This is a genomic window from Faunimonas sp. B44 (assembly GCF_052655945.1).
The window spans coordinates 474,108-491,434 of sequence record NZ_JBQYEX010000004.1 but is presented as its reverse complement, the minus strand read 5'-3'; the positions used below and the strand labels follow the sequence as shown (position 1 = coordinate 491,434).

The 17,327-nt window shown below is 68.8% G+C and carries 21 protein-coding genes and 1 tRNA gene; 10 read left to right on the top strand and 12 right to left on the bottom strand.

What is annotated here, in order from left to right:
* Positions 1-82: 82 nt before the first annotated feature.
* On the top strand, positions 83-403 hold the full coding sequence (locus ACUN0C_RS11325) for a hypothetical protein (protein WP_445466459.1): 321 nt from the start codon (positions 83-85) through the stop codon (positions 401-403).
* On the opposite strand, the gene ACUN0C_RS11320 is transcribed toward ACUN0C_RS11325, so the two are convergent.
* Entirely contained in the window at positions 354-1,169 is an 816-nt protein-coding gene (locus ACUN0C_RS11320; RefSeq protein WP_445466458.1) for a class I SAM-dependent methyltransferase, read from the bottom strand. The two genes, ACUN0C_RS11325 and ACUN0C_RS11320, sit on opposite strands and share 50 nt — an antisense overlap.
* Before the next feature lie 178 nt (positions 1,170-1,347).
* Between ACUN0C_RS11320 and gatB the strand changes: the two genes are divergently transcribed.
* Positions 1,348-2,847 carry an Asp-tRNA(Asn)/Glu-tRNA(Gln) amidotransferase subunit GatB gene (gatB, locus tag ACUN0C_RS11315; protein WP_445466457.1) on the top strand — a complete coding sequence of 500 codons (1,500 nt, stop codon included), beginning with the start codon at positions 1,348-1,350 and terminating at the stop codon, positions 2,845-2,847.
* Positions 2,848-2,990: 143 nt separating this feature from the next.
* On the opposite strand, the gene ACUN0C_RS11310 is transcribed toward gatB, so the two are convergent.
* Entirely contained in the window at positions 2,991-3,206 is a 216-nt protein-coding gene (locus tag ACUN0C_RS11310; protein WP_445466456.1) for a hypothetical protein, read from the bottom strand.
* Positions 3,207-3,412: 206 nt separating this feature from the next.
* On the opposite strand from ACUN0C_RS11310, the gene guaA reads away from it, so the two are divergent.
* Positions 3,413-4,981 carry a glutamine-hydrolyzing GMP synthase gene (guaA, locus tag ACUN0C_RS11305; RefSeq protein WP_445466455.1) on the top strand — a complete coding sequence of 523 codons (1,569 nt, stop codon included), beginning with the start codon at positions 3,413-3,415 and terminating at the stop codon, positions 4,979-4,981.
* Between the two features lie 83 nt (positions 4,982-5,064).
* On the opposite strand, the gene ACUN0C_RS11300 is transcribed toward guaA, so the two are convergent.
* From ACUN0C_RS11300 to ACUN0C_RS11290, 3 genes are all read right to left on the bottom strand, one after another.
* Positions 5,065-5,481 (bottom strand): hypothetical protein, encoded by a 417-nt coding sequence (locus ACUN0C_RS11300; RefSeq protein ID WP_445466454.1) that lies wholly within the window; start codon positions 5,479-5,481, stop codon positions 5,065-5,067.
* Positions 5,482-5,650: 169 nt separating this feature from the next.
* Positions 5,651-6,043: an XRE family transcriptional regulator gene (locus ACUN0C_RS11295; protein WP_445466453.1), complete on the bottom strand. Its 393-nt coding sequence runs from the start codon at positions 6,041-6,043 to the stop codon at positions 5,651-5,653.
* Positions 6,043-6,414, bottom strand: a complete 372-nt coding sequence (locus ACUN0C_RS11290; RefSeq protein ID WP_445466452.1) for a type II toxin-antitoxin system RelE/ParE family toxin — start codon at positions 6,412-6,414, stop codon at positions 6,043-6,045. The genes ACUN0C_RS11295 and ACUN0C_RS11290 overlap by 1 nt, the downstream gene beginning before the upstream one ends.
* 438 nt (positions 6,415-6,852) lie before the next feature.
* On the opposite strand from ACUN0C_RS11290, the gene ACUN0C_RS11285 reads away from it, so the two are divergent.
* Complete coding sequence (locus ACUN0C_RS11285; protein ID WP_445466451.1) at positions 6,853-7,179, top strand: antibiotic biosynthesis monooxygenase family protein; 327 nt, start codon at positions 6,853-6,855, stop codon at positions 7,177-7,179.
* A gap of 245 nt (positions 7,180-7,424) precedes the next feature.
* Here the strand turns inward: ACUN0C_RS11285 and ACUN0C_RS11280 are convergent, their stop codons facing one another.
* From ACUN0C_RS11280 to ACUN0C_RS11270, 3 genes are all read right to left on the bottom strand, one after another.
* On the bottom strand, positions 7,425-7,775 hold the full coding sequence (locus tag ACUN0C_RS11280; RefSeq protein ID WP_445466450.1) for a DUF2200 domain-containing protein: 351 nt from the start codon (positions 7,773-7,775) through the stop codon (positions 7,425-7,427).
* A 257-nt stretch (positions 7,776-8,032) separates the two neighbouring features.
* A complete protein-coding gene (locus ACUN0C_RS11275; protein ID WP_445466449.1) occupies positions 8,033-8,692 on the bottom strand; it encodes a glutathione S-transferase family protein in 660 nt (219 codons plus the stop codon).
* Between the two features lie 46 nt (positions 8,693-8,738).
* Positions 8,739-9,392, bottom strand: coding sequence for a glutathione S-transferase family protein (locus ACUN0C_RS11270; RefSeq protein WP_445466448.1), 654 nt, complete (start codon positions 9,390-9,392; stop codon positions 8,739-8,741).
* Positions 9,393-9,476: 84 nt separating this feature from the next.
* Between ACUN0C_RS11270 and ACUN0C_RS11265 the strand changes: the two genes are divergently transcribed.
* The 3 genes from ACUN0C_RS11265 to ACUN0C_RS11255 all read left to right on the top strand — a co-directional run bounded on the left by ACUN0C_RS11265 (position 9,477) and on the right by ACUN0C_RS11255 (position 12,268).
* Positions 9,477-9,965: a MarR family winged helix-turn-helix transcriptional regulator gene (locus ACUN0C_RS11265; protein ID WP_445466447.1), complete on the top strand. Its 489-nt coding sequence runs from the start codon at positions 9,477-9,479 to the stop codon at positions 9,963-9,965.
* Between the two features lie 67 nt (positions 9,966-10,032).
* Positions 10,033-10,839 carry a DUF72 domain-containing protein gene (locus tag ACUN0C_RS11260; RefSeq protein WP_445466446.1) on the top strand — a complete coding sequence of 269 codons (807 nt, stop codon included), beginning with the start codon at positions 10,033-10,035 and terminating at the stop codon, positions 10,837-10,839.
* 73 nt (positions 10,840-10,912) lie between these two features.
* The gene (locus tag ACUN0C_RS11255; RefSeq protein ID WP_445466445.1) at positions 10,913-12,268 is read left to right on the top strand and encodes an esterase-like activity of phytase family protein; all 1,356 of its coding nucleotides are present in this window, start codon (positions 10,913-10,915) and stop codon (positions 12,266-12,268) included.
* A gap of 34 nt (positions 12,269-12,302) precedes the next feature.
* On the opposite strand, the gene panB is transcribed toward ACUN0C_RS11255, so the two are convergent.
* Both panB and ACUN0C_RS11245 read right to left on the bottom strand, forming a co-directional pair.
* Entirely contained in the window at positions 12,303-13,142 is an 840-nt protein-coding gene (gene panB, locus ACUN0C_RS11250; protein ID WP_445466444.1) for a 3-methyl-2-oxobutanoate hydroxymethyltransferase, read from the bottom strand.
* Between the two features lie 14 nt (positions 13,143-13,156).
* Positions 13,157-13,735, bottom strand: a complete 579-nt coding sequence (locus ACUN0C_RS11245) for an NnrU family protein (RefSeq protein ID WP_445466443.1) — start codon at positions 13,733-13,735, stop codon at positions 13,157-13,159.
* Between the two features lie 254 nt (positions 13,736-13,989).
* Here ACUN0C_RS11245 and ACUN0C_RS11240 point away from each other — a divergent pair, with 254 nt between their 5' ends.
* Together ACUN0C_RS11240 and ACUN0C_RS11235 are read left to right on the top strand one after the other, a co-directional pair.
* Entirely contained in the window at positions 13,990-14,466 is a 477-nt protein-coding gene (locus ACUN0C_RS11240) for a L,D-transpeptidase (protein WP_445466442.1), read from the top strand.
* A gap of 63 nt (positions 14,467-14,529) precedes the next feature.
* Positions 14,530-14,946, top strand: coding sequence for a hypothetical protein (locus ACUN0C_RS11235; protein ID WP_445466441.1), 417 nt, complete (start codon positions 14,530-14,532; stop codon positions 14,944-14,946).
* A 25-nt stretch (positions 14,947-14,971) separates the two neighbouring features.
* On the opposite strand, the gene ACUN0C_RS11230 is transcribed toward ACUN0C_RS11235, so the two are convergent.
* Both ACUN0C_RS11230 and ACUN0C_RS11225 read right to left on the bottom strand, forming a co-directional pair.
* Positions 14,972-16,123: a PQQ-dependent sugar dehydrogenase gene (locus ACUN0C_RS11230; RefSeq protein WP_445466440.1), complete on the bottom strand. Its 1,152-nt coding sequence runs from the start codon at positions 16,121-16,123 to the stop codon at positions 14,972-14,974.
* 125 nt (positions 16,124-16,248) lie between these two features.
* Complete coding sequence (locus ACUN0C_RS11225; protein WP_445466439.1) at positions 16,249-16,995, bottom strand: SIMPL domain-containing protein; 747 nt, start codon at positions 16,993-16,995, stop codon at positions 16,249-16,251.
* 142 nt (positions 16,996-17,137) lie between these two features.
* On the opposite strand from ACUN0C_RS11225, the gene ACUN0C_RS11220 reads away from it, so the two are divergent.
* Positions 17,138-17,213: transfer RNA gene (locus ACUN0C_RS11220), tRNA-Ile, on the top strand.
* The last annotated feature ends 114 nt before the right edge of the window (positions 17,214-17,327 follow it).

The window sequence follows — 17,327 nt, the reverse complement described above, 5'->3', positions numbered from 1 at the left end:
CCGTGCCGCCTTTTACATAAAGGCTTTGCTTCCGGCGTCCGCGTTTCAATCGGCGGAAAGCAAGCGACGCGGGGATTTCCGGATGCGCAGAAGCCATTCCGCTCTCACCAGACAGGCCGTGGCGGCGGTCATGCTCTCGGCACTCGCCGTGACGGCCATGCTCGCGGCGGCGGGCTTCGCCCGTGCCGCCGACCTCACCTACGCGCCGGCACCGAAGGTCGTCTACAAGCCGGCCGCGCCGGTCGCCGCCGTGTGCGCCGAACCGCTGGAGCGGGTGCGGTTCTTCAACAAGGACGGGTCGCCGACCGCGCCGGCGCGCACGAACTACTATTATTGCGTGACCGGGCGCATGCTCATGCCGGGCGACGTTCCGCCGCCGCCGGAATATTGCTGCCGGATCTGAGGCCGCTCCGCGACGGGCCGCGATAGGCGACGACGCGCATCGGGCTGAAGAGCGCGAGCCGGATGCGCGTCGAAGGCGGCAGCCTCACTTCCGTGAAGCCGTAGGCGCGCGCTAGGCGGTCCGCGCCCTTCACGGCGCCGAACACGCACAGCGTTTCGGCGCCTTCGGCGCGGGCGATCCGCGACAGGACGCGGCCGAGCAGCTCGTCGTCGAACGGGTTGAAGAAGAAGAACACCGTCCGCCCGGCGGGAATCTCCACGTCCGCTGCATCGCCGTTCACGAACTGGATCCGCCTGCAGCGTTGCAGGTCCGCCGGAAAGGCGGCGCGGTTGGCGAGCGCGTCGGCGTGGAGCGCAGCCGAATGCTCGACGCCGACGCAGCGCGCGAAGGGCCGCATGGCCGCGGCGAGCACGACCCGCCCGCGGCCCGAGCCCATGTCCACCAGCGTGACGGAGCGGGGATCGAGCGGCAGGGCGTCGAGGATCCAGTCGATGACGAGGCAGGGCGTCGGCGCGTAGTCGAAGCCGTGGCCGGCATTGGGGCCGACCACCTCCTCCCTGGCGACGGGGCGGTAGCCTGCGCTCGGCACGGCCTCCCAGGCGAGCCGCCGCCGGTCGACAAGGACGGCATGCGCGCGGATGAGGGCGGTGGTCCAGACGTGGTCGAGCGATGCCCGGAGCCCGCGGTCGCGGAGCATCCGGCGGAGCGTCGCCAGATCGCGCGCGAGCCGGCTCCGGCCGCGCTCCCCGCTTGCCATGTCGACCATGCCGCAGCCTCCGATCGTTACAATTGTCCTTGTTAACGCGGCTTCGCTCCGGCCGGCGGATTCCGACCCGGAATGGTTAAGCGGAAGGGGACCCGCGCGCACTTGATGAGCCTGGCGGCGCAGTCTATCGCAGGGGCCACAGCCGTTCGGCCGGGAAAGACAGGAGCCGCCAACCGCCATGGCCCTTCAGGAGACGCGCGAGACCGATCCGAAGAACCTGATCCCGGGCGCGACCGGGGACTGGGAGATCGTGATCGGGCTGGAGGTGCATGCGCAGGTCGCCTCCAACGCCAAACTCTTCTCGGGCGCCTCGACCGCCTTCGGCGGCGAGCCGAACGACCATGTGAGCCTCGTCGATGCCGCGATGCCGGGCATGCTGCCGGTCGTCAACGAGGAGTGCATCCGCCAGGCCATCCGCACCGGGCTCGCGCTCAAGGCGCGGATCAACAATCGCTCGGTGTTCGCCCGCAAGAACTACTTCTATCCGGACCTGCCGCAGGGCTACCAGATCTCCCAGTACGACCAGCCGATCGTCGGCGAGGGCACCGTCGTGGTCGAGGTCGGGCCGGACAAGGCCGGCGCGTTCGAGGAGATCCGCGTCGGGATCGAGCGGCTCCATCTCGAGCAGGACGCGGGCAAGTCGCTGCACGACCAGCACCCGACGATGAGCTTCGTCGACCTCAACCGCTCCGGCGTCGCGCTGATGGAGATCGTGTCCAAGCCCGACATGCGCTCCGCCGAGGAGGCGAAGGCCTACATCACCAAGCTCCGCACCATCCTGCGCTATCTCGGCACGTCGGACGCCGACATGGAGAAGGGCAATCTCCGGGCCGACATCAACGTCTCGGTGCGCCGGCCGGGCGAACCGTTCGGCACGCGCTGCGAGATCAAGAACGTGAACTCGATCCGCTTCGCCGGCCAGGCGATCGAATACGAGGCGCGGCGGCAGATCGGCATCATCGAGGACGGCGGAACGGTCGCCCAGGAGACGCGGCTCTTCGATCCCGGCCGCGGCGAGACGCGCTCCATGCGCTCCAAGGAGGAGGCGCACGACTACCGCTACTTCCCGGACCCGGATCTCCTGCCGATCACCTTCGACGACGCCTATGTCGACGAGATCGCGGCGGGGCTGCCGGAGCTCCCCGACGACAAGCGCGCGCGGTTCCAGCGCGAATACGGGCTGTCCGCCTACGACGCCGACGTGCTCGTCTCGGAGCGCGAGGTCGCCAACTATTTCGAGGCGGTGGCGCGGGGCCGCGACGGCAAGCAGGCGGCGAACTGGGTCATCAACGAGCTCCTCGGTGCGCTGAACCGCACCGGCCACACGATCGAGGCGACGCCGGTCTCGGCGCATCAGCTCGGCGAACTGCTCGACCTCATCGCCGAGGGTACGATCTCGGGCAAGATCGCCAAGGACGTGTTCGAGATCCTGCTCCTTGAAGGCGGCGAGCCGCGCCGGATCGTGGAGGACCGGGGCCTTCGTCAGGTCACCGACACCGGCGCGATCGAGAAGCTGGTCGACGAGGTGATCGCCGCCAATCCGGACAAGGCGGAGCAGGCGCGCGCGAAGCCGACCATGATCGGCTGGTTCGTCGGTCAGGTCATGAAGGCGAGCCAGGGCAAGGCCAACCCGCAGGCGGTGAACGCACTCCTGAAGGAGAGGCTCGGCCTCGACTGACGGCTGTCGCCGTCACGGGCTCCGACAGCGCATTTCGAGGTCCCGCGTCCGTCTCTCGGGCAGGCCCGGAAACAGCAATGCCGCCGAAGATCGGCGGCATGCTCGATCCGGTCGGAAGATGTCCGGCCGGTATGTATCCCCGATCAGCGGGCGCTGACGCCGAGGATGCGGTCCTCGACCGTCGGGTCGATGCCGATCAGCTTCAGATCCGCGGCCGGCGCGCGGCGGCGGCTTTCCCAGGCGCTCGCGACCGAGACGCTGGCGGAGAAGAGCTCGGCCCATTCGACGATCCGGCGGCCGAAATCGCGAAGACCGCCACCCGACTGGGCGTGGGAGAGAGTGTGAGACGCAGCAGACATTTGAGACCTCCATCGCTGTCGTGGTGGAAATAATACCAGCGATGGTGCGCCGCAACATTCACCCATGCAGTGCAGCTATGCGCGCAGAGTATGCATGGCGGCGGCGGGGCGGTAACGGATCGGTAACGATGCCCCTGACGGGGAACCTGCCGCGGCTACTCCGAACGGGCGTTGCGGAACGTCCGGGCTTTGCCTAACACCGCGCCATGACCGAGCCCCTCAGCGCCGCCCACGACACCGTCCTCATCGTAGACTTCGGCAGCCAGGTGACGCAGCTCATCGCGCGCCGCGTGCGCGAGGCCGGCGTCTATTCCGAAGTGGTACCCTTCCAGAACGCAGCCGACGCGCTTCGCCGCCTCGCGCCCCGGGCCGTCATCCTGTCCGGCGGGCCGGCGAGCGTGCACGGCGCGGAGAGCCCGCAGGTCGCGCCGGAGTTGCTGGAGGCCGGCGTCCCCGTGCTCGGCATATGCTACGGCGAGCAGGCGATCTGCGCGCGCCTCGGCGGCACCGTCGTGCCGGCGGAGGAGCGCGAGTTCGGCCGCGCCTTCGTGGAGGTCGTCGCCGACAGCCCGCTCTTCGCGGGCGTCTGGGAGAAGGGCACCCGCCACCAGGTCTGGATGAGCCACGGCGACAAGGTGACCGCGATCCCGGAGGGGTTCCGGCCGATCGCCGTGACCGAGGGCTCGCCCTTCGCCGCCATCGCCGACGAGGCGCGGCGCATCTACGGCGTGCAGTTCCATCTCGAGGTCGTGCACACGCCGGACGGCGCGAGGCTCATCTCGAACTTCGTGCACCGGATCGCCGGGCTCGCCGGCGACTGGACCATGGCGCAGTTCAAGGACGAGGCGATCGCCCGCATCCGCGAGCAGGTCGGCGAGGGCCGGGTGATCTGCGGCCTCTCCGGCGGCGTCGATTCGGCCGTGGCCGCCGTGCTCATCCACGAGGCGGTCGGCGAGCAGCTCACCTGCATCTTCGTCGATCACGGGCTGATGCGGCAGGACGAGGCGCGCGAGGTCGTTGCGCTCTTCCGCGGGCACTACAACATCCCGCTCGTCCATGTCGACGCGGCCGACACGTTCCTCTCCGCGCTCGAGGGCGTCTCGGACCCGGAGACGAAGCGGAAGACGATCGGCCGGCTCTTCGTGGAGACCTTCGAGGCGGAGGCGGAGAAGGTCGGCGGCGCGGCATTCCTCGCGCAGGGCACGCTCTACCCGGACGTTATCGAGAGCGTCTCCTTCACCGGCGGCCCCTCCGTCACCATCAAGTCGCACCACAATGTCGGCGGCCTGCCGGAGCGCATGAACATGGCGCTGGTGGAGCCGCTGCGCATGCTCTTCAAGGACGAGGTTCGCGCGCTCGGGCGCGAGCTCGGCCTGCCGGAGGCCTTCGTCGGCCGCCATCCCTTCCCCGGGCCGGGGCTTGCCATCCGCTGCCCGGGCGCCGTCACGCGCGAGAAGCTCGACGTGCTGCGGAAGGCCGACGCGATCTATCTCGACGAGATCCGCAAGGCCGGGCTCTACGACGCCATCTGGCAGGCCTTCGCCGTGCTCCTGCCGGTGCAGACGGTCGGCGTGATGGGCGACAGCCGCACCTACGACCACGTGCTGGCGCTGCGCGCGGTCACCTCGGTCGACGGCATGACCGCCGACTTCTTCCATTTCGACATGGAGTTCCTCGGCCGCGCCGCCACCCGCATCATCAACGAGGTGAAGGGCGTCAACCGCGTCGTCTACGACGTGACGTCCAAGCCGCCCGGCACGATCGAGTGGGAATGATTCGCTAGGGTCCGAGGACGTTTGCGGCACCATCGCGAAATCCGCAGCTAGACATTGCACTGAAACAGCTTTTCAGCCGGTTGCTATCGCGGGCTATCGGTGGCGGCCGGGTGAGCGACGGAGAAGCTGTTGCGCGTCGCACGGCACTGGTCGAGGAAGAAGAAGTCGTCGTCACCGATCAGGTTCAGCTTGCGACAGAGGTCGAGCAGCTCGGCGTCTTTCAGGTCGAGGAGCGTTTCCTCGTCGAGCGACTTGTCGTCGAGCACCTGCGGCACGACGTTGATGCCGAACCGCCGCACCTTGTCCCGCAGCTCCACTACGGCCGCGTTCCACACGTAGTTGATGGCGGCGTTGAAGAGCCCGCTCGCCACTGCGACGCACATCTTTACGATCCGCTCGTCGCGTGAGTGTGGCGGTATCTTCTTGATGAGCCGAGGCAGCTGGCTCAAGGCGTGCTCGATCTGGTCGTCCTCCGCGAGCACGTCCCGCGGCACACCCAAGGCAGCGGTGAGCTGCGCGAGAATGGGGGAGGAGAGCGGCGTGACGTCCGGGAGAGTGCCAGCCGGGAGGTCAGGCTTCTGTTTGACGAGGGACTTTGCTCATACTCAGTTCCGGGTGTGGTCGCATCCACACCGTCCATCCGTTAGTCTCCGGCCGAAATAACGGGCGTCAGCCGGCTCGTGCTGACTTTGCCCGTGCGCGTCCCGCTATGGCGCGCGTCCGCTTCGGCGAGACCGGCTTCGGTCCAAGCACATCCCCCAGGCGCTCTAACCTCAGGGGCGCACGCGAGGGCAGACGTACGATCAGTTCCAGCTGACCACCGACAGCCTCGACGTAGCTCTTAAGTGTGGACAGGTACATGTCGGCCTGCTTCTCGATCTTCGAGACCGAGGGCTGCTTGATCTTCAGGGTCAAGGCGATCTCAGCCTGCGCCTTACCGGCGACGCGGCGCAGTTCGCCGAGGCTCTCCACCTCCGCCTTCATCTCTTCGAAACGCGCCTCGACACGCTCCCGACGGTCCTCGGGGAGCGCGGCGATCACGTCATCAAGCCTGCGTCCCATCACTTCTTCTCCTTCTTCGCCGCCGCGACGCGGTCGAGGTGCCCCTGGTACCGCTTGTCAGCCTTGGCGATCAGCGTCTTGTAGAAACGCTTCTCGCTCACGCCCGACTTGTCGCCGGCGACCAGCAGGATGGCCTTGCGAGTCGGGTCGAACGCAAAGGCCACCCGCCAGACGCCGTCGGCAGCGTCGAACCGCAGTTCCTTCATGTTCGCGAACGACGAATCGTTCAGGGTGTCCGCGTGTGGCCGACCCAGCTGCGGACCGAAGGTGCCGAGCAGCTTGGCCGAGGCCAGCAGCTCGTCTTGGACCGCTTGAGGCAAGGCCTCGAACTCCTCGTCAAATTCATCGTCGAACTCGACTGCCCACGTCATATATAGCTCCCAGGCTATGTCGTCAACACACGTCCCTGGACAGTTGTCTGCGGGCGAAACAGCTCGGGGTCGAGCCGTACCGCCACGCGAGCCTTGTCTAGTGCGGGAGCCTTCGTTTGCTGTAGCGCGGGAGCCGTGGTGCGGGAGACGAAACTGCACCCTGAATGAGGGGGTCTGCTGTGACGATCGTCCCAATACCTGATGCGCCGATCCTCAGGGTCCGATATGACACTGAAGGCTTGATCGCCGCCGCGGACGTTGGGGATGTCTTGGCGGCGCCACCTGCTGGACGGCGCTGGCCACTGGCTGCTCGAAACGCATCTCGATGAGGCGCTGCCGCTGGTCCGCGCCTTCCTGTCGCGTATCCATCCCTGAACCGTGCGCGGCGCCGGGTTCGCTCCGCTCGAGTTGCTACCCGCCTGTAGGAGGGATTCAGAAATGCCGACCAAGCCTTCCATCGCTCGCATCTGGCGCGGCCGCACCCGCCGGGACATTGCCGAAACCTACGAGCACTATCTGCGCACCGAGGGTATTCCGCCGCTCGAGAAGACTGCGCTCGGCGTCCAGTTGCTGCGCGAGGACCGCGAGGAGGAGACGTGGTTCACCACGATCTCCTACTGGCCCGACATGGAGGCGATGACCGCCTTCACCAAGGGCGAGCCGACCAAGGTCCATCACCTCGACCGCGATCCCGAACTCCTGATCGAGCTGCCGGAGCGCATTGAGATCCACCGGATCCTCGTTGACCGGCAGGGTCTTCGCTGACCCCAGATCTATTCCCGCAGGCAGGAAGTGGAGCATGCCGACCACCCCCAAGATCGCCCGTATCTGGCGAGCCCGCACCCCGGTGCGAACGCGTTGACGAGTACGAGCCCTATCTGCGCCGGGGAGACATGCCGCCGCTGGAAGAAACTGCCACCTGGCACTTTCCGGCGTCGGGCTTGCCCGTCTCGCGGCCTTCGCGCCGATATCGCAGCCGGACGAACGCGGGCGCGGGCCGGACGGCTCGCCTAGCGCCGCAGGATCTTCTCCATCGCCTTGCCCTTGGCGAGCTCGTCCACCAGCTTGTCCAGATAGCGGATCTCCCGCATCGTGGGCTCTTCGATCGCCTCGACGCGGACGCCGCAGACCGTTCCGGTGATCAGCGATCGCGACGGGTTCATGGCCGGGGCCTGCGCGAAGAAGTCCTCGAAACTGGTGCCCTTCTCCAGCGCGTCGTGCAGCGATCTCGCGCTGTGGCCGGTGAGCCAGCACATGATCTCGTCGACCTCGGCCTTCGTGCGTCCCTTCTTCTCCGCCTTGGCGACATAATGCGGGTAAACGCTCGCGACGCTCACCGAATAGATGCGATGCTTCACCACGGGCCTCCTGTTCGGCTCAGCGCCCCTTGCGGAGCGGCATGCACCGAAACGGCGCGATTCGCCTGCAAGGTGTGCGTTCAGAGGGGCGTTCGCCTCCACCGGGCCGGCCGCGCCCACACGGCTCCCCGGCGCGGTCCTCACACTGTCACGGGCCGCAAAGCGGATGAAGCGCCCCGGGTCCACTGAGTGGGGCGAGGGTGCCGGAGCATCGCGCGATCGGCCGTCGGCGCCACGGGCGATCGGCCGCTCGTCCGTCCTCAGTCGCGGTCGGGGGCGCCGAGCGGGAAGAGGGGGCGGTAGGGGCGGGCTTCCTCGACGGCGCGGGCGAAGGAGGGGCGGGCGAGGAGGCGGGCGCGATAGGCGCACAGGGCCGGGAAGGCCGGGCCGATCGCGTGCACCCAGTCGGCGTAGAACAGCGCGGGCGCGGCGGCGCAGTCGGCCATGCTGAAAGCGTCGCCCGCGGCCCAGGTGCGGCCGGCGAGGTGCCGCTCAAGCCAGCCATAGGCGGTCTCCAGCAGGTCTGCGGCCCGGGCGAGCGCCTCCTCCTTGCGGTCGCCGTCCGGGCGGATCGCCTCGAGGACCGGCCCCTGCATAGCGGTCATCACGTGGTTGTCGAAGAAGCGGTCCAGGAAGCGCACCTCGAGCGCCTCGGCCGGGTCGTCGGGCAGCAGCCTGGCGGGGCCGGGATGGTGCAGGTGGAGGTGCTCGATGATGATGCTCGATTCCGCCACCGTGCGGCCGCCATCCACCAGGACGGGGAACTTCCTGAGGGGCCAGAGCGCGGCCCATTCCGCCGCGATCTCCGGATTGTCGGGCGCGACGACGAGGAGCTCGAACGGCAGGCCGTTCTCGTAGAGGGCGACCGTCGCCTTCTGGGTGTAGGACGAGAAGGGGTGGCCGTAGAGCACGAGGGACAAGGGGTCGCTCCGTTTCTGGGGCTGGGCGTGCGGAAGGTGGGGCGCGTCAGGCGGCCGCGCGATCGTCGAAGTCGGCGAGCTGCGCCTCGAGCGCGCGCCCGAAGGCGGGACGCGCTTCGCAGCGCGCCTTGAAGGCGGCGAGGTTGGCGTGCTCCGCGACCAAGTCGGTATAGTCGAGCACGCGCAGGACCGCGCTCATCATCAGGTCGCCCGCGGTGAACCGGTCGCCGTCGAGGAAGGGCTTGTCGCCGAGCGCGGCGGAGAGCCCGGCGAGGCGGCCCCGCATGAAATCGACCGCGCCGGGGCGGCGAAGCTTCGCCCATTCCTCGTCGGCGTAGAAGACCTCGATCAGCGCGACCTGGATCGCGAAGGGCTCGACCGAGTTGAGCGCGGCGATCACCCATTGCACCGCGCGGGCGCGAGCGGCCGGATCCCTCGGCAGCAGCGCCTCGCTGCGCTCGCCGATATGGAGCACGATCGCGCCGGATTCGAACAGGACGAAGCCGTCCTCCTCGAAGACCGGCACCTGGCCGAACGGCTGCAGGGCGCGATAGGCGGCCTCGTTCTGGTCGCCCATGCCGAGCAGGCGCGTGCGGTAGGGGAGGCCCGCTTCCTCGAGCGCCCAGCGCACCCTGAGGTCGCGCACCTGGCCCTTCGCGAAGTCCGGCACCCACCGGAAAGCGGAAACGGTGATCGTCATCGGGTCATCCTCCCTGTCGCGGATCCGCTGCGGCCCGGCCGCCGCTCCATTGACGGATAGGATAGGTGTATCTACATCCTTCGCATGGATGCAACCCCGAATCTGATCGAGACGGCGCAATGCCTCTGCCTCGCCTCCCGGCGGGCGGCGCGCGCGATCACGCGCGCCTTCGACCGCGAGCTTCGGGCGCACGGCCTCAGGGCGACGCAGTTCACGCTGCTCGCGACGCTCTCGCTGAGGGGCGATCAGACGATCGGCGCGCTTGCCGCCTTCATCGAGGCGGACCGCACCACGATGACCAGGAACGTCGCGCTCGCCGAGAAGAAGGGCCTCGTTGTCGTGCGCCGGCACCCGGGCGACGCACGCGCCAGGATCGCGACGATTACGGACAAGGGGCGCGACGCGCTGGCCGGCGCGCTGGCCGGCTGGGGCAGGGTGCAGGCCGAACTCACGGCCGCGATGGGAGCCGAAGCGGCCGACGGTCTGCGCCGCCTCGCCGGCGGTCGCGTCGCCGGGCGGTCCGCTCCGGCTGCGGGCGGGGCCGGCCGCAAACCTGCACGGGCCGGACCATGAGACCCGCCCGCCGTCACCAGGCGCGCACGAGCGGTGCCGGCAAGGCGCGTGAGCGGGAGCGGGCGGGATGAGCGACACGGGACCGGGCGCGATCCGGGTCGGCATCGGCGGCTGGACGTACGACGCCTGGCGCGGAACCTTCTATCCTGCGGGATTGCCCGCGAAGAGCGAGCTCGGCCACGCCAGCCGGAAGCTCACCTCGATCGAGGTGAACGGCACGTTCTACCGGAGCCAGACGCCGGAGACCTTTGCGAAATGGCGCGACGAGACGCCGGACGGCTTCGTGTTCGCGCTGAAGGGTCCCCGCTTCGTCGTCAACCGGCGCGAGCTCGCAGAAGCCGGCGAGGCGGTCGAGCGCTTCTATGCGTCGGGGGTGATGGCGCTGAAGGAGAAGCTCGGCCCGGTGAACTGGCAGTTCATGCCGACGCGCAGCTTCGATCCCGACGCTTTCGCAGCCTTTCTCGCCCTTCTGCCGAAGAGCGTCGAGGGCCGGGCCGTACGGCACGCGGTCGAGGTGCGGCACGAGTCCTTCCGCTCGCCGGACTTCGTCGCGCTCGCGCGCGAGCACGGCGTGGCCATCGTCGTCGCCGGCGATTGCGCGCATCCGCAGATCGCCGATGCGACCGCGCCCTTCGTCTATGTCCGCATCCAGGGCACGCGCGAGGGCGAGGTGGCCGGCTATTCCGCCGAGGCGCTCGACCGCTGGGCCGAGCGGGCGCGCATCTGGGCCGCCGGCGGCACGCCTGACGATGTCGGGACGGTCGGCGCCACTTCGACCCGATCCGGGCCGCGCGACGTCTTCCTCTACGTCATCAACGGCTTCAAGGCGCGAAACCCTGCCGCGGCCATGGCGCTCATCGATCGGCTGCGCTGAAAGCCGCCAGCTTCATCAGGGTGTCACCGGCTCGTCCTATCGCCATCCCGCCTCAACAGGGGGAGAGGATAGAATGCGCCGTCTCGCTGCCCTCGCCGTGCTGCCCTTCCTGGCCGCCGGCGCCGCATCCGCGGAATCGATCACCGTCTACGCGCCCGCCGGCGAGCAGCCGGCGCTGACGCTGCCGAGCTATCGTCCGCCGCTCGAAGGCGCGAGGGAACTCCGGCTCGACGTCGGCATCGGGTCCGGCCTGTTCCGCGCGGCCAATGATCCGCCGCACGTCTATCACGCGGTGTCCGACCGCGGACCGAATTTCACCTGCCAAGAAGCGGAGGACCTCCTGGCGGTCAAGGCCGAGGCGATCTGTCCGGAGGCCGACGGCGTGAAGGCCGGCGCAGGCCGGCTCTATCCGCTGCCGGACTACAACGTCTCGATCTACCAGATCACGCTCGATCCGGACGCGAAGACCTTCACCGTCTCGGGCGTGATCCCGCTGAAGACGGCAAGCGGGAAGCCGATCGTCGGCATGACCAACCCGCTCACGGTGGCGCGCACCGAAGTGCCTCGCGACGGCAGCGGGAAGGTGATCGCCCAGAACCCCGATTCGATCGACGCGGAGGCGCTGGTGCGCCTCGCCGACGGCCGGTTCTTCATCGCCGAGGAGAACGCGCCGAGCGTCGTCGAAGTGTCCGCCGAAGGCGTGATCACGCGCCGCCACGTTCCGGCCGGAACCGAGCCGGATTTCGCGGGCGCCGACTACGAGGTCGTCGGCACGCTCCCGGCGATCCTCGCCAAGCGCCAGTCGAACCGAGGCCTGGAATCGATCGCGCTCGGCGACGACGGCCGGACGCTCTACACGCTGATGCAGAACCCGCTCGCCAATCCGGACGCGAAGGCCTACGGCGACGCCATCAATACGCGCCTCCTGCAACTGACCATCGGCGAGGGGTCCCCGGCCGCGCTCGAAGTGACGGCGGAATACGTCTACCAGCTCGACGATTTCCAGAAGTTCGCCGCTGCCGGTGCCACGGACGCGAAGCGCCCGTCGTCGCTGCGGATCAGCGAGATGCTGGCGCTCGACAACGGCCGTTTCCTGATCGACGAGCGGACCGACGAGATCGCGAAGCTCTTCGAGATCACGGTCGAAGGCGCCACCAACATCCTCGGGACGGAATGGGACGACCCGGCCACGAGCCCCAGCCTGGAGCAGGCCGACCTCGAGACCGCCGGCATCGTGCCGGTGCGAAAGACGGAGATGCTCGTCGCGTCTTCGCTCGAGGATGCGGCGATCCGCTACCCGGCCAAGATCGAAGGGCTGGCGCTGACCGCCGAGGGCGACCTCATGATCATCAACGACAACGACTTCGGCATAGCAGGGCTGCCGAACCGGGTCGTCGTCGTGAAGGACAGCGGCATCGGCCCGCGCTGACTGGGCGGCCGCAAGGCGCAAGCCGGCCGGGGGCTCAGCCCTTGGCCGGTGGCTTCGGGGCCGACGGCTGGTAGGTGTGCTCCTGCGCCGGGAACGTGCCGGCGCGCACCTCGTCGGCGAAGCCGGACACCGCACCCTCGATGTGCTCGCGCAGAGACCCGAACTTCTTCACGAATTTCGGCACCCAGTCGTTCAGGCCGAGCATGTCCTCCAGCACGAGGATCTGGCCGTCGCAGGCGGGCGACGCGCCGATGCCGATCGTGACCGTGCTCACGGTTTCCGTGATCCGCCTCGCCACCGGCTCCACGATGCCCTCCATCACGATGGCGAAGGCGCCGGCATCGGAGATCGCGCGGGCGTCCTCCTCCAGCATGCGCTGCCCTTCGTCGCCGCGGCCCTGAACGCGGAAGCCGCCCATCGTGTTGATCGACTGCGGTGTGAGCCCGACATGGCCCATGACCGGGATGCCGCGTCTGACGAGGAAGGCGACGGTGCCCGCCATGTGGACGCCGCCCTCCAGCTTGATGGCGCCGGCGCCGGTGTTCTTCAGCACGTGCGCGGCGTTGCGGAAGGCCTGCTCCGGCCCTTCCTCGTAGGAGCCGAACGGCATGTCGACCACCACGAGCGCGCGGCTCGAGCCGCGCATGACGGCGCGGCCCTGCAGGATCATCATTTCGAGCGTGACGGGGAGCGTCGTCTCGAGCCCGTGCATGACCATGCCGAGGCTGTCGCCGACGAGGATGAAATCGACGTAGCGGTCGACGATGCCGGCGGTGTGGGCGTGGTAGGCGGTGAGAGAGACGATCTTCTCGCCGCCCTTCCGCTTGGCGATGTCGACTGCGGTGAGCCGGCGGGTATCGGTCTGCGTGGACATTGGGGGCTCCGGGATCAGGCGAGCGGGCTCACGCCGATCAGCCATTCGTGGAGGAACATCAGGAACGCCGCCCAGAGGGCGAAGCCGACGACGAGGGCGACGGCATCGTTGCGGACGGGCCCGGCGACGTAGATCCTGCCCGCCGCGCGGTCGCGCCGGCGGGAACTGGAATAATCGACGATCGCCCAGGCCAGGAACGATCCGAAGAGGACGAGGTCCGCAAGGGTGCCGTTGGCGATGAGGTGGGCGAAGGCCCAGACCTTCACCGACAGGATCATGGGATGTTTCAGCTTCGCCTTCAGCCGGCCGCCCGGGACGAGGTAGAGGGCCAAAAGGAGAAAGGCGAAAAGGTTCAGCAGGAGCGCCGTGTGGCGCGTCCAGACCGGCGGCGACCACAGCACGACCGGGTCCTGCCGGGCGATCCCGTAGCCCCAGACGACGAGCACCAGGCCGATCAGCGCGACGAGGGAATAGATGCCCTTCCACGGGCCTTCGCCGAGGCGTCCGATCATCCGCCCCCGCCACGGACCGGCAGCAATCTGAACCGAATGGACGCCGAGGAAGAGGATGAGGCCGACGATCAGAACGGCCATTGCCGCGCCTCCGATTGTGCCGTTTACGGCTGTCGTGGCTATCCCAGCGAGGCGCTGCTGGCAAGCGCGGCGACCCGGGCGCGATTTCCGAGGGCGTTTGCGGCGAGAAGGCGGCCGATCTGCATGGAGGCGCGAAGGAGCGGCCCGCAAGCCGTTGACCAATTTACGGAAACGTGTCTGGACCACCGGCTGGTGCCGGCTAGGTTTGCCGAGATCATCCGGTGGCCGGCTCCCGGCCCGGCAAGAGGACTGCCATGAAGCGCGCCGCGTTGGAGTTCGCCCGTCTCGGTCATCGCGCGTTCCGGCTCTTCCGCGGGGGCGCGTGGCTCGTGGCGGTCGGCCTGCTCTTGTTCGCATCGCCCGAGGTCCAGGCGGCGAACGTCGTGGCCAGGATAGACATCTCCGAGCAGCGGATGTCGGTCACCATCGACGGCAAGCTCGCCCACCTCTGGCGCGTCTCGACCGGCACCAAGGGCTATCGCACGCCGACCGGGAGCTACCGCCCGTTCCGCCTCGAGCGCCATTGGTATTCGCGGAAGTACGACGGGCCGATGCCGCACTCGGTGTTCTTCCGCGGCGGCTACGCGATACACGGGACGAATGCGATCCGGCAGCTCGGCCGGCCGGCATCGCACGGCTGCGTCCGCCTGCATCCGGACCACGCGCGCACCTTCTTCAACCTCGTGAAGCGGAACGGCTTGGCCAGGACCCGGGTCGTCATCGTCCCTTGACGCGGGCGCCGGAACGGAATCCGGTTGGTGCGCGTCTCTCAGGCGACCCCCAAGGAGAACGAAATGGCGCTCGACGACCTCACTTTGCCCGGCATGGAAGCCCCGATCGAAGATCCGGAGAGCTTCGTGACCGGCGTGATGCGGAACTTCGGCGAAGCGGCGCAGGTCCTCGGTGCGGCGGTCGACCGGCTGGTCATGCGGCTCGCGGCACCCAAAAAGGGGGCGGCGCCGGACTACCAGATCCAGACGCTCGACGGCGAGGACGCCGTCGCCTTCTCCGGCACCACCAACACCTTCCTCGATCCGAACGACGTGACCGTCCGGTTCGAGGAGGACGACCTGCAGGACCAGTCCTACACGCTCGAGCAGGCCAAGGACTGGCTGAACCGGATCAACGGCGAGGGGGAGAGCGGCGGCCAGGTCAATCCGATCCTGACCACCGGCTGGACCGAACGCGACCAGAGCGACCCGCGGGACTGACGCCCCGCGGATCCGAAAAGACCATTCAGTCGGCCATCGGCGCGATCCTCAGGATCTCGCCGTCGGCGTCGTCGGTGATCACGTAGATCTCGCCGTCCGGCCCCTCCGCCACGTCGCGGATGCGCTTGCCGAGGTCGGTGAGGAGGCGCTCCTCGTGACTGACGGCGCTGCCGTCGAGCTCGAGCCGCACCAGGGCGGTGGAGGCGAGGCCGCCGACGAAGAGGTTGTTCTCCCACTCGGGAAACGCCTTGCCCGAATAGAAGATCATGCCCGACGGCGCGATGACCGGGGTCCAGGTGTGGACCGGGTCCTCCATGCCCTCGGCCGCCTTCTCGCCGGTTCCGACCGGCCTGCCGTCATAGTTCACGCCGTGCGAGACGACCGGCCAGCCGTAGTTCTTGCCGGCCTCCGGGATGTTCAGCTCGTCGCCGCCGCGCGGGCCGTGCTCGATCTCCCAGAGCGCGCCGCTCTCGGGGTGGAGCGCGGCCGCCTGGATGTTGCGGTGGCCGTAGGACCAGATCTCGGGGAGCGCGCCGTCGCGGCCGACGAAGGGGTTGTCCTCGGGGACGGAGCCGTCACGGTTGATGCGGACGACCTTGCCGAGATGGGAATCGAGGTCCTGCGCCTGGCCGCGGAACTCCTCCATGGAGCGCTCGCCGAGCGTGACGTAGAGGCGGCCCTCATTGTCGAAGACGAGCCGCGAGCCGTAATGCATCGTGCTCGCGACCTTGGGCTGCTGCGAGAAGATCACCTCGACGTCGGACAGTTCGCCCGCGCCGTCGGCGAGGCGGCCGCGCGCGACGGCCGTGCTCGTCGTGCCGCCCTCGCCCGGTTCGGCGTAGCTCAGGTAGACGAGCCTGTTCTCCTCGAAATCGGGATCGAGCGCGACGTCGAGGAGGCCGCCCTGGCGGCGATCGTCGACCTCGGGGACGCCGCCGATCGGATCGGAGAGCTCGCCGTCGGCGGACACCAGGCGGAGGTCGCCCTTCTTTTCGGTGACGAGCATGCTGCCGTCGGGGAGCACGGCGATGCCCCAGGGATGGTCGAGCCCGTCGGCGAAGGTCCCGACATGGGCGGCGACCTTCTCCGAGCGGATGTCCTGCTCGACGGCGGCGGCCGGGACGGCGGCGCCCGCCAGCATGACCGGGACGAGCAGGCGTGCGGCGGTTCGCTTCATCGGGTTCTCCTTCAGGCACGGGAATTCGCGCCGGCCCCCGCCGGCGCGTCCCTGAAGGAAGTCGCGAGCGTGCGGTTCGTTCGCCCGCTCACGTCGAGTTGAGCCGGCGTTCCTGCTCGCTCGCCTCAGTCCGCGATCGCGAAGGTCATGGAGACCTCGGCCGTGGTCGTGAGCTCGCCGCCCTCGACCGGCATCGCGGCATCGAAGGCTTCCGCCTTCATCATGCGGGCGGCGGGCGCGGCGAAGGGGCGGACGGTGGCGCGGTCGTCGATGGCGATGACGTCGCCGAGCGCGACCCCGGCGGCGCTCGCATAGAGCTCGGCGCGCGCCCTCGCATCCTCCACCGCCTTCCGGCGCGCCTCCTTCTCGATGGCGTCCGGGTCGGCGAGCGTGAAGGCGGGGCCGGACAGCGTGTTGGCGCCGAGGCGGACGGCCCGGTCGAGGGTCTCGCCGACCTTCGCGATGTCGCGGATGCGGATCCGGAGCGTGTTGCGCACCGCATAGCCGGCGATCTGCGGCGCCCGCGCCTCCTCCGGCCGCGGCTGGGTGTAGCGCGGCTCGATGAAGAGGCCGGCGGTCTGCAGGTCGCGCGGCTCGATGCCGCCCGCCTTGAGGTCGTCGACGATCTTCGCCATCGCCGCATTGTTGGCGGCGAGCGCCTCGGCGGCGGTCTCGGCCTCGGTGACGACGCCGAGCTCGAGCGTCGCCATGTCGGGCTTTGCGATCGCCTCGCCCGTGCCGGTGACCACGATCCGCCGCTCGAAGCGCTCGGCTGGGGCGCGGTCCTGCGCGACCGCCGGCCAGGCGGCGAGCGAGAGGGCGGTCAGAGAGAGGGCGAACGCGGCGAAGACGGGCAGTGCGACAGGCTTCATGGGATTTCTCCGGTCGTGGACCTTCCACGGCGATGCACCCCGATTGCGGCGGCTTTCGGAGCCGCGCAAGGGCCGGGCGGCGACACCCGCAAGGCCGTCGCGCCACCTTGTCCTGCGCAGCCGAACGGATTAACCGGGACGGGGGTCCGTAGCTCAATGGTTAGAGCCGACGGCTCATAACCGTCTGGTTGTAGGTTCGAGTCCTACCGGACCCACCATCATCACAATGAGTTGGGGCGGCCATTTGCGCTGCTCCCGTGTTCTTCTCTTGCGCAGTTTGCAGCCTGATTTGGCAGCACAGATCGCGTGGGCGCCCGCACCCACCAGCATGA

What these genes read in the sequence shown, in the direction of transcription:
- ACUN0C_RS11325 (WP_445466459.1), top strand. Translation starts at nt 83, where the DNA reads ATGCGCAGAAGCCATTCCGCTCTCACCAGACAGGCCGTGGCGGCGGTC.
- ACUN0C_RS11320 (WP_445466458.1), bottom strand. Translation starts at nt 1,169, where the DNA reads ATGGTCGACATGGCAAGCGGGGAGCGCGGCCGGAGCCGGCTCGCGCGC.
- gatB (WP_445466457.1), top strand. Translation starts at nt 1,348, where the DNA reads ATGGCCCTTCAGGAGACGCGCGAGACCGATCCGAAGAACCTGATCCCG.
- ACUN0C_RS11310 (WP_445466456.1), bottom strand. Translation starts at nt 3,206, where the DNA reads ATGTCTGCTGCGTCTCACACTCTCTCCCACGCCCAGTCGGGTGGCGGT.
- guaA (WP_445466455.1), top strand. Translation starts at nt 3,413, where the DNA reads ATGACCGAGCCCCTCAGCGCCGCCCACGACACCGTCCTCATCGTAGAC.
- ACUN0C_RS11295 (WP_445466453.1), bottom strand. Translation starts at nt 6,043, where the DNA reads ATGGGACGCAGGCTTGATGACGTGATCGCCGCGCTCCCCGAGGACCGT.
- ACUN0C_RS11290 (WP_445466452.1), bottom strand. Translation starts at nt 6,414, where the DNA reads ATGACGTGGGCAGTCGAGTTCGACGATGAATTTGACGAGGAGTTCGAG.
- ACUN0C_RS11285 (WP_445466451.1), top strand. Translation starts at nt 6,853, where the DNA reads ATGCCGACCAAGCCTTCCATCGCTCGCATCTGGCGCGGCCGCACCCGC.
- ACUN0C_RS11270 (WP_445466448.1), bottom strand. Translation starts at nt 9,392, where the DNA reads ATGACGATCACCGTTTCCGCTTTCCGGTGGGTGCCGGACTTCGCGAAG.
- ACUN0C_RS11265 (WP_445466447.1), top strand. Translation starts at nt 9,477, where the DNA reads ATGGATGCAACCCCGAATCTGATCGAGACGGCGCAATGCCTCTGCCTC.
- ACUN0C_RS11260 (WP_445466446.1), top strand. Translation starts at nt 10,033, where the DNA reads ATGAGCGACACGGGACCGGGCGCGATCCGGGTCGGCATCGGCGGCTGG.
- ACUN0C_RS11255 (WP_445466445.1), top strand. Translation starts at nt 10,913, where the DNA reads ATGCGCCGTCTCGCTGCCCTCGCCGTGCTGCCCTTCCTGGCCGCCGGC.
- panB (WP_445466444.1), bottom strand. Translation starts at nt 13,142, where the DNA reads ATGTCCACGCAGACCGATACCCGCCGGCTCACCGCAGTCGACATCGCC.
- ACUN0C_RS11245 (WP_445466443.1), bottom strand. Translation starts at nt 13,735, where the DNA reads ATGGCCGTTCTGATCGTCGGCCTCATCCTCTTCCTCGGCGTCCATTCG.
- ACUN0C_RS11240 (WP_445466442.1), top strand. Translation starts at nt 13,990, where the DNA reads ATGAAGCGCGCCGCGTTGGAGTTCGCCCGTCTCGGTCATCGCGCGTTC.
- ACUN0C_RS11235 (WP_445466441.1), top strand. Translation starts at nt 14,530, where the DNA reads ATGGCGCTCGACGACCTCACTTTGCCCGGCATGGAAGCCCCGATCGAA.
- ACUN0C_RS11230 (WP_445466440.1), bottom strand. Translation starts at nt 16,123, where the DNA reads ATGAAGCGAACCGCCGCACGCCTGCTCGTCCCGGTCATGCTGGCGGGC.
- ACUN0C_RS11225 (WP_445466439.1), bottom strand. Translation starts at nt 16,995, where the DNA reads ATGAAGCCTGTCGCACTGCCCGTCTTCGCCGCGTTCGCCCTCTCTCTG.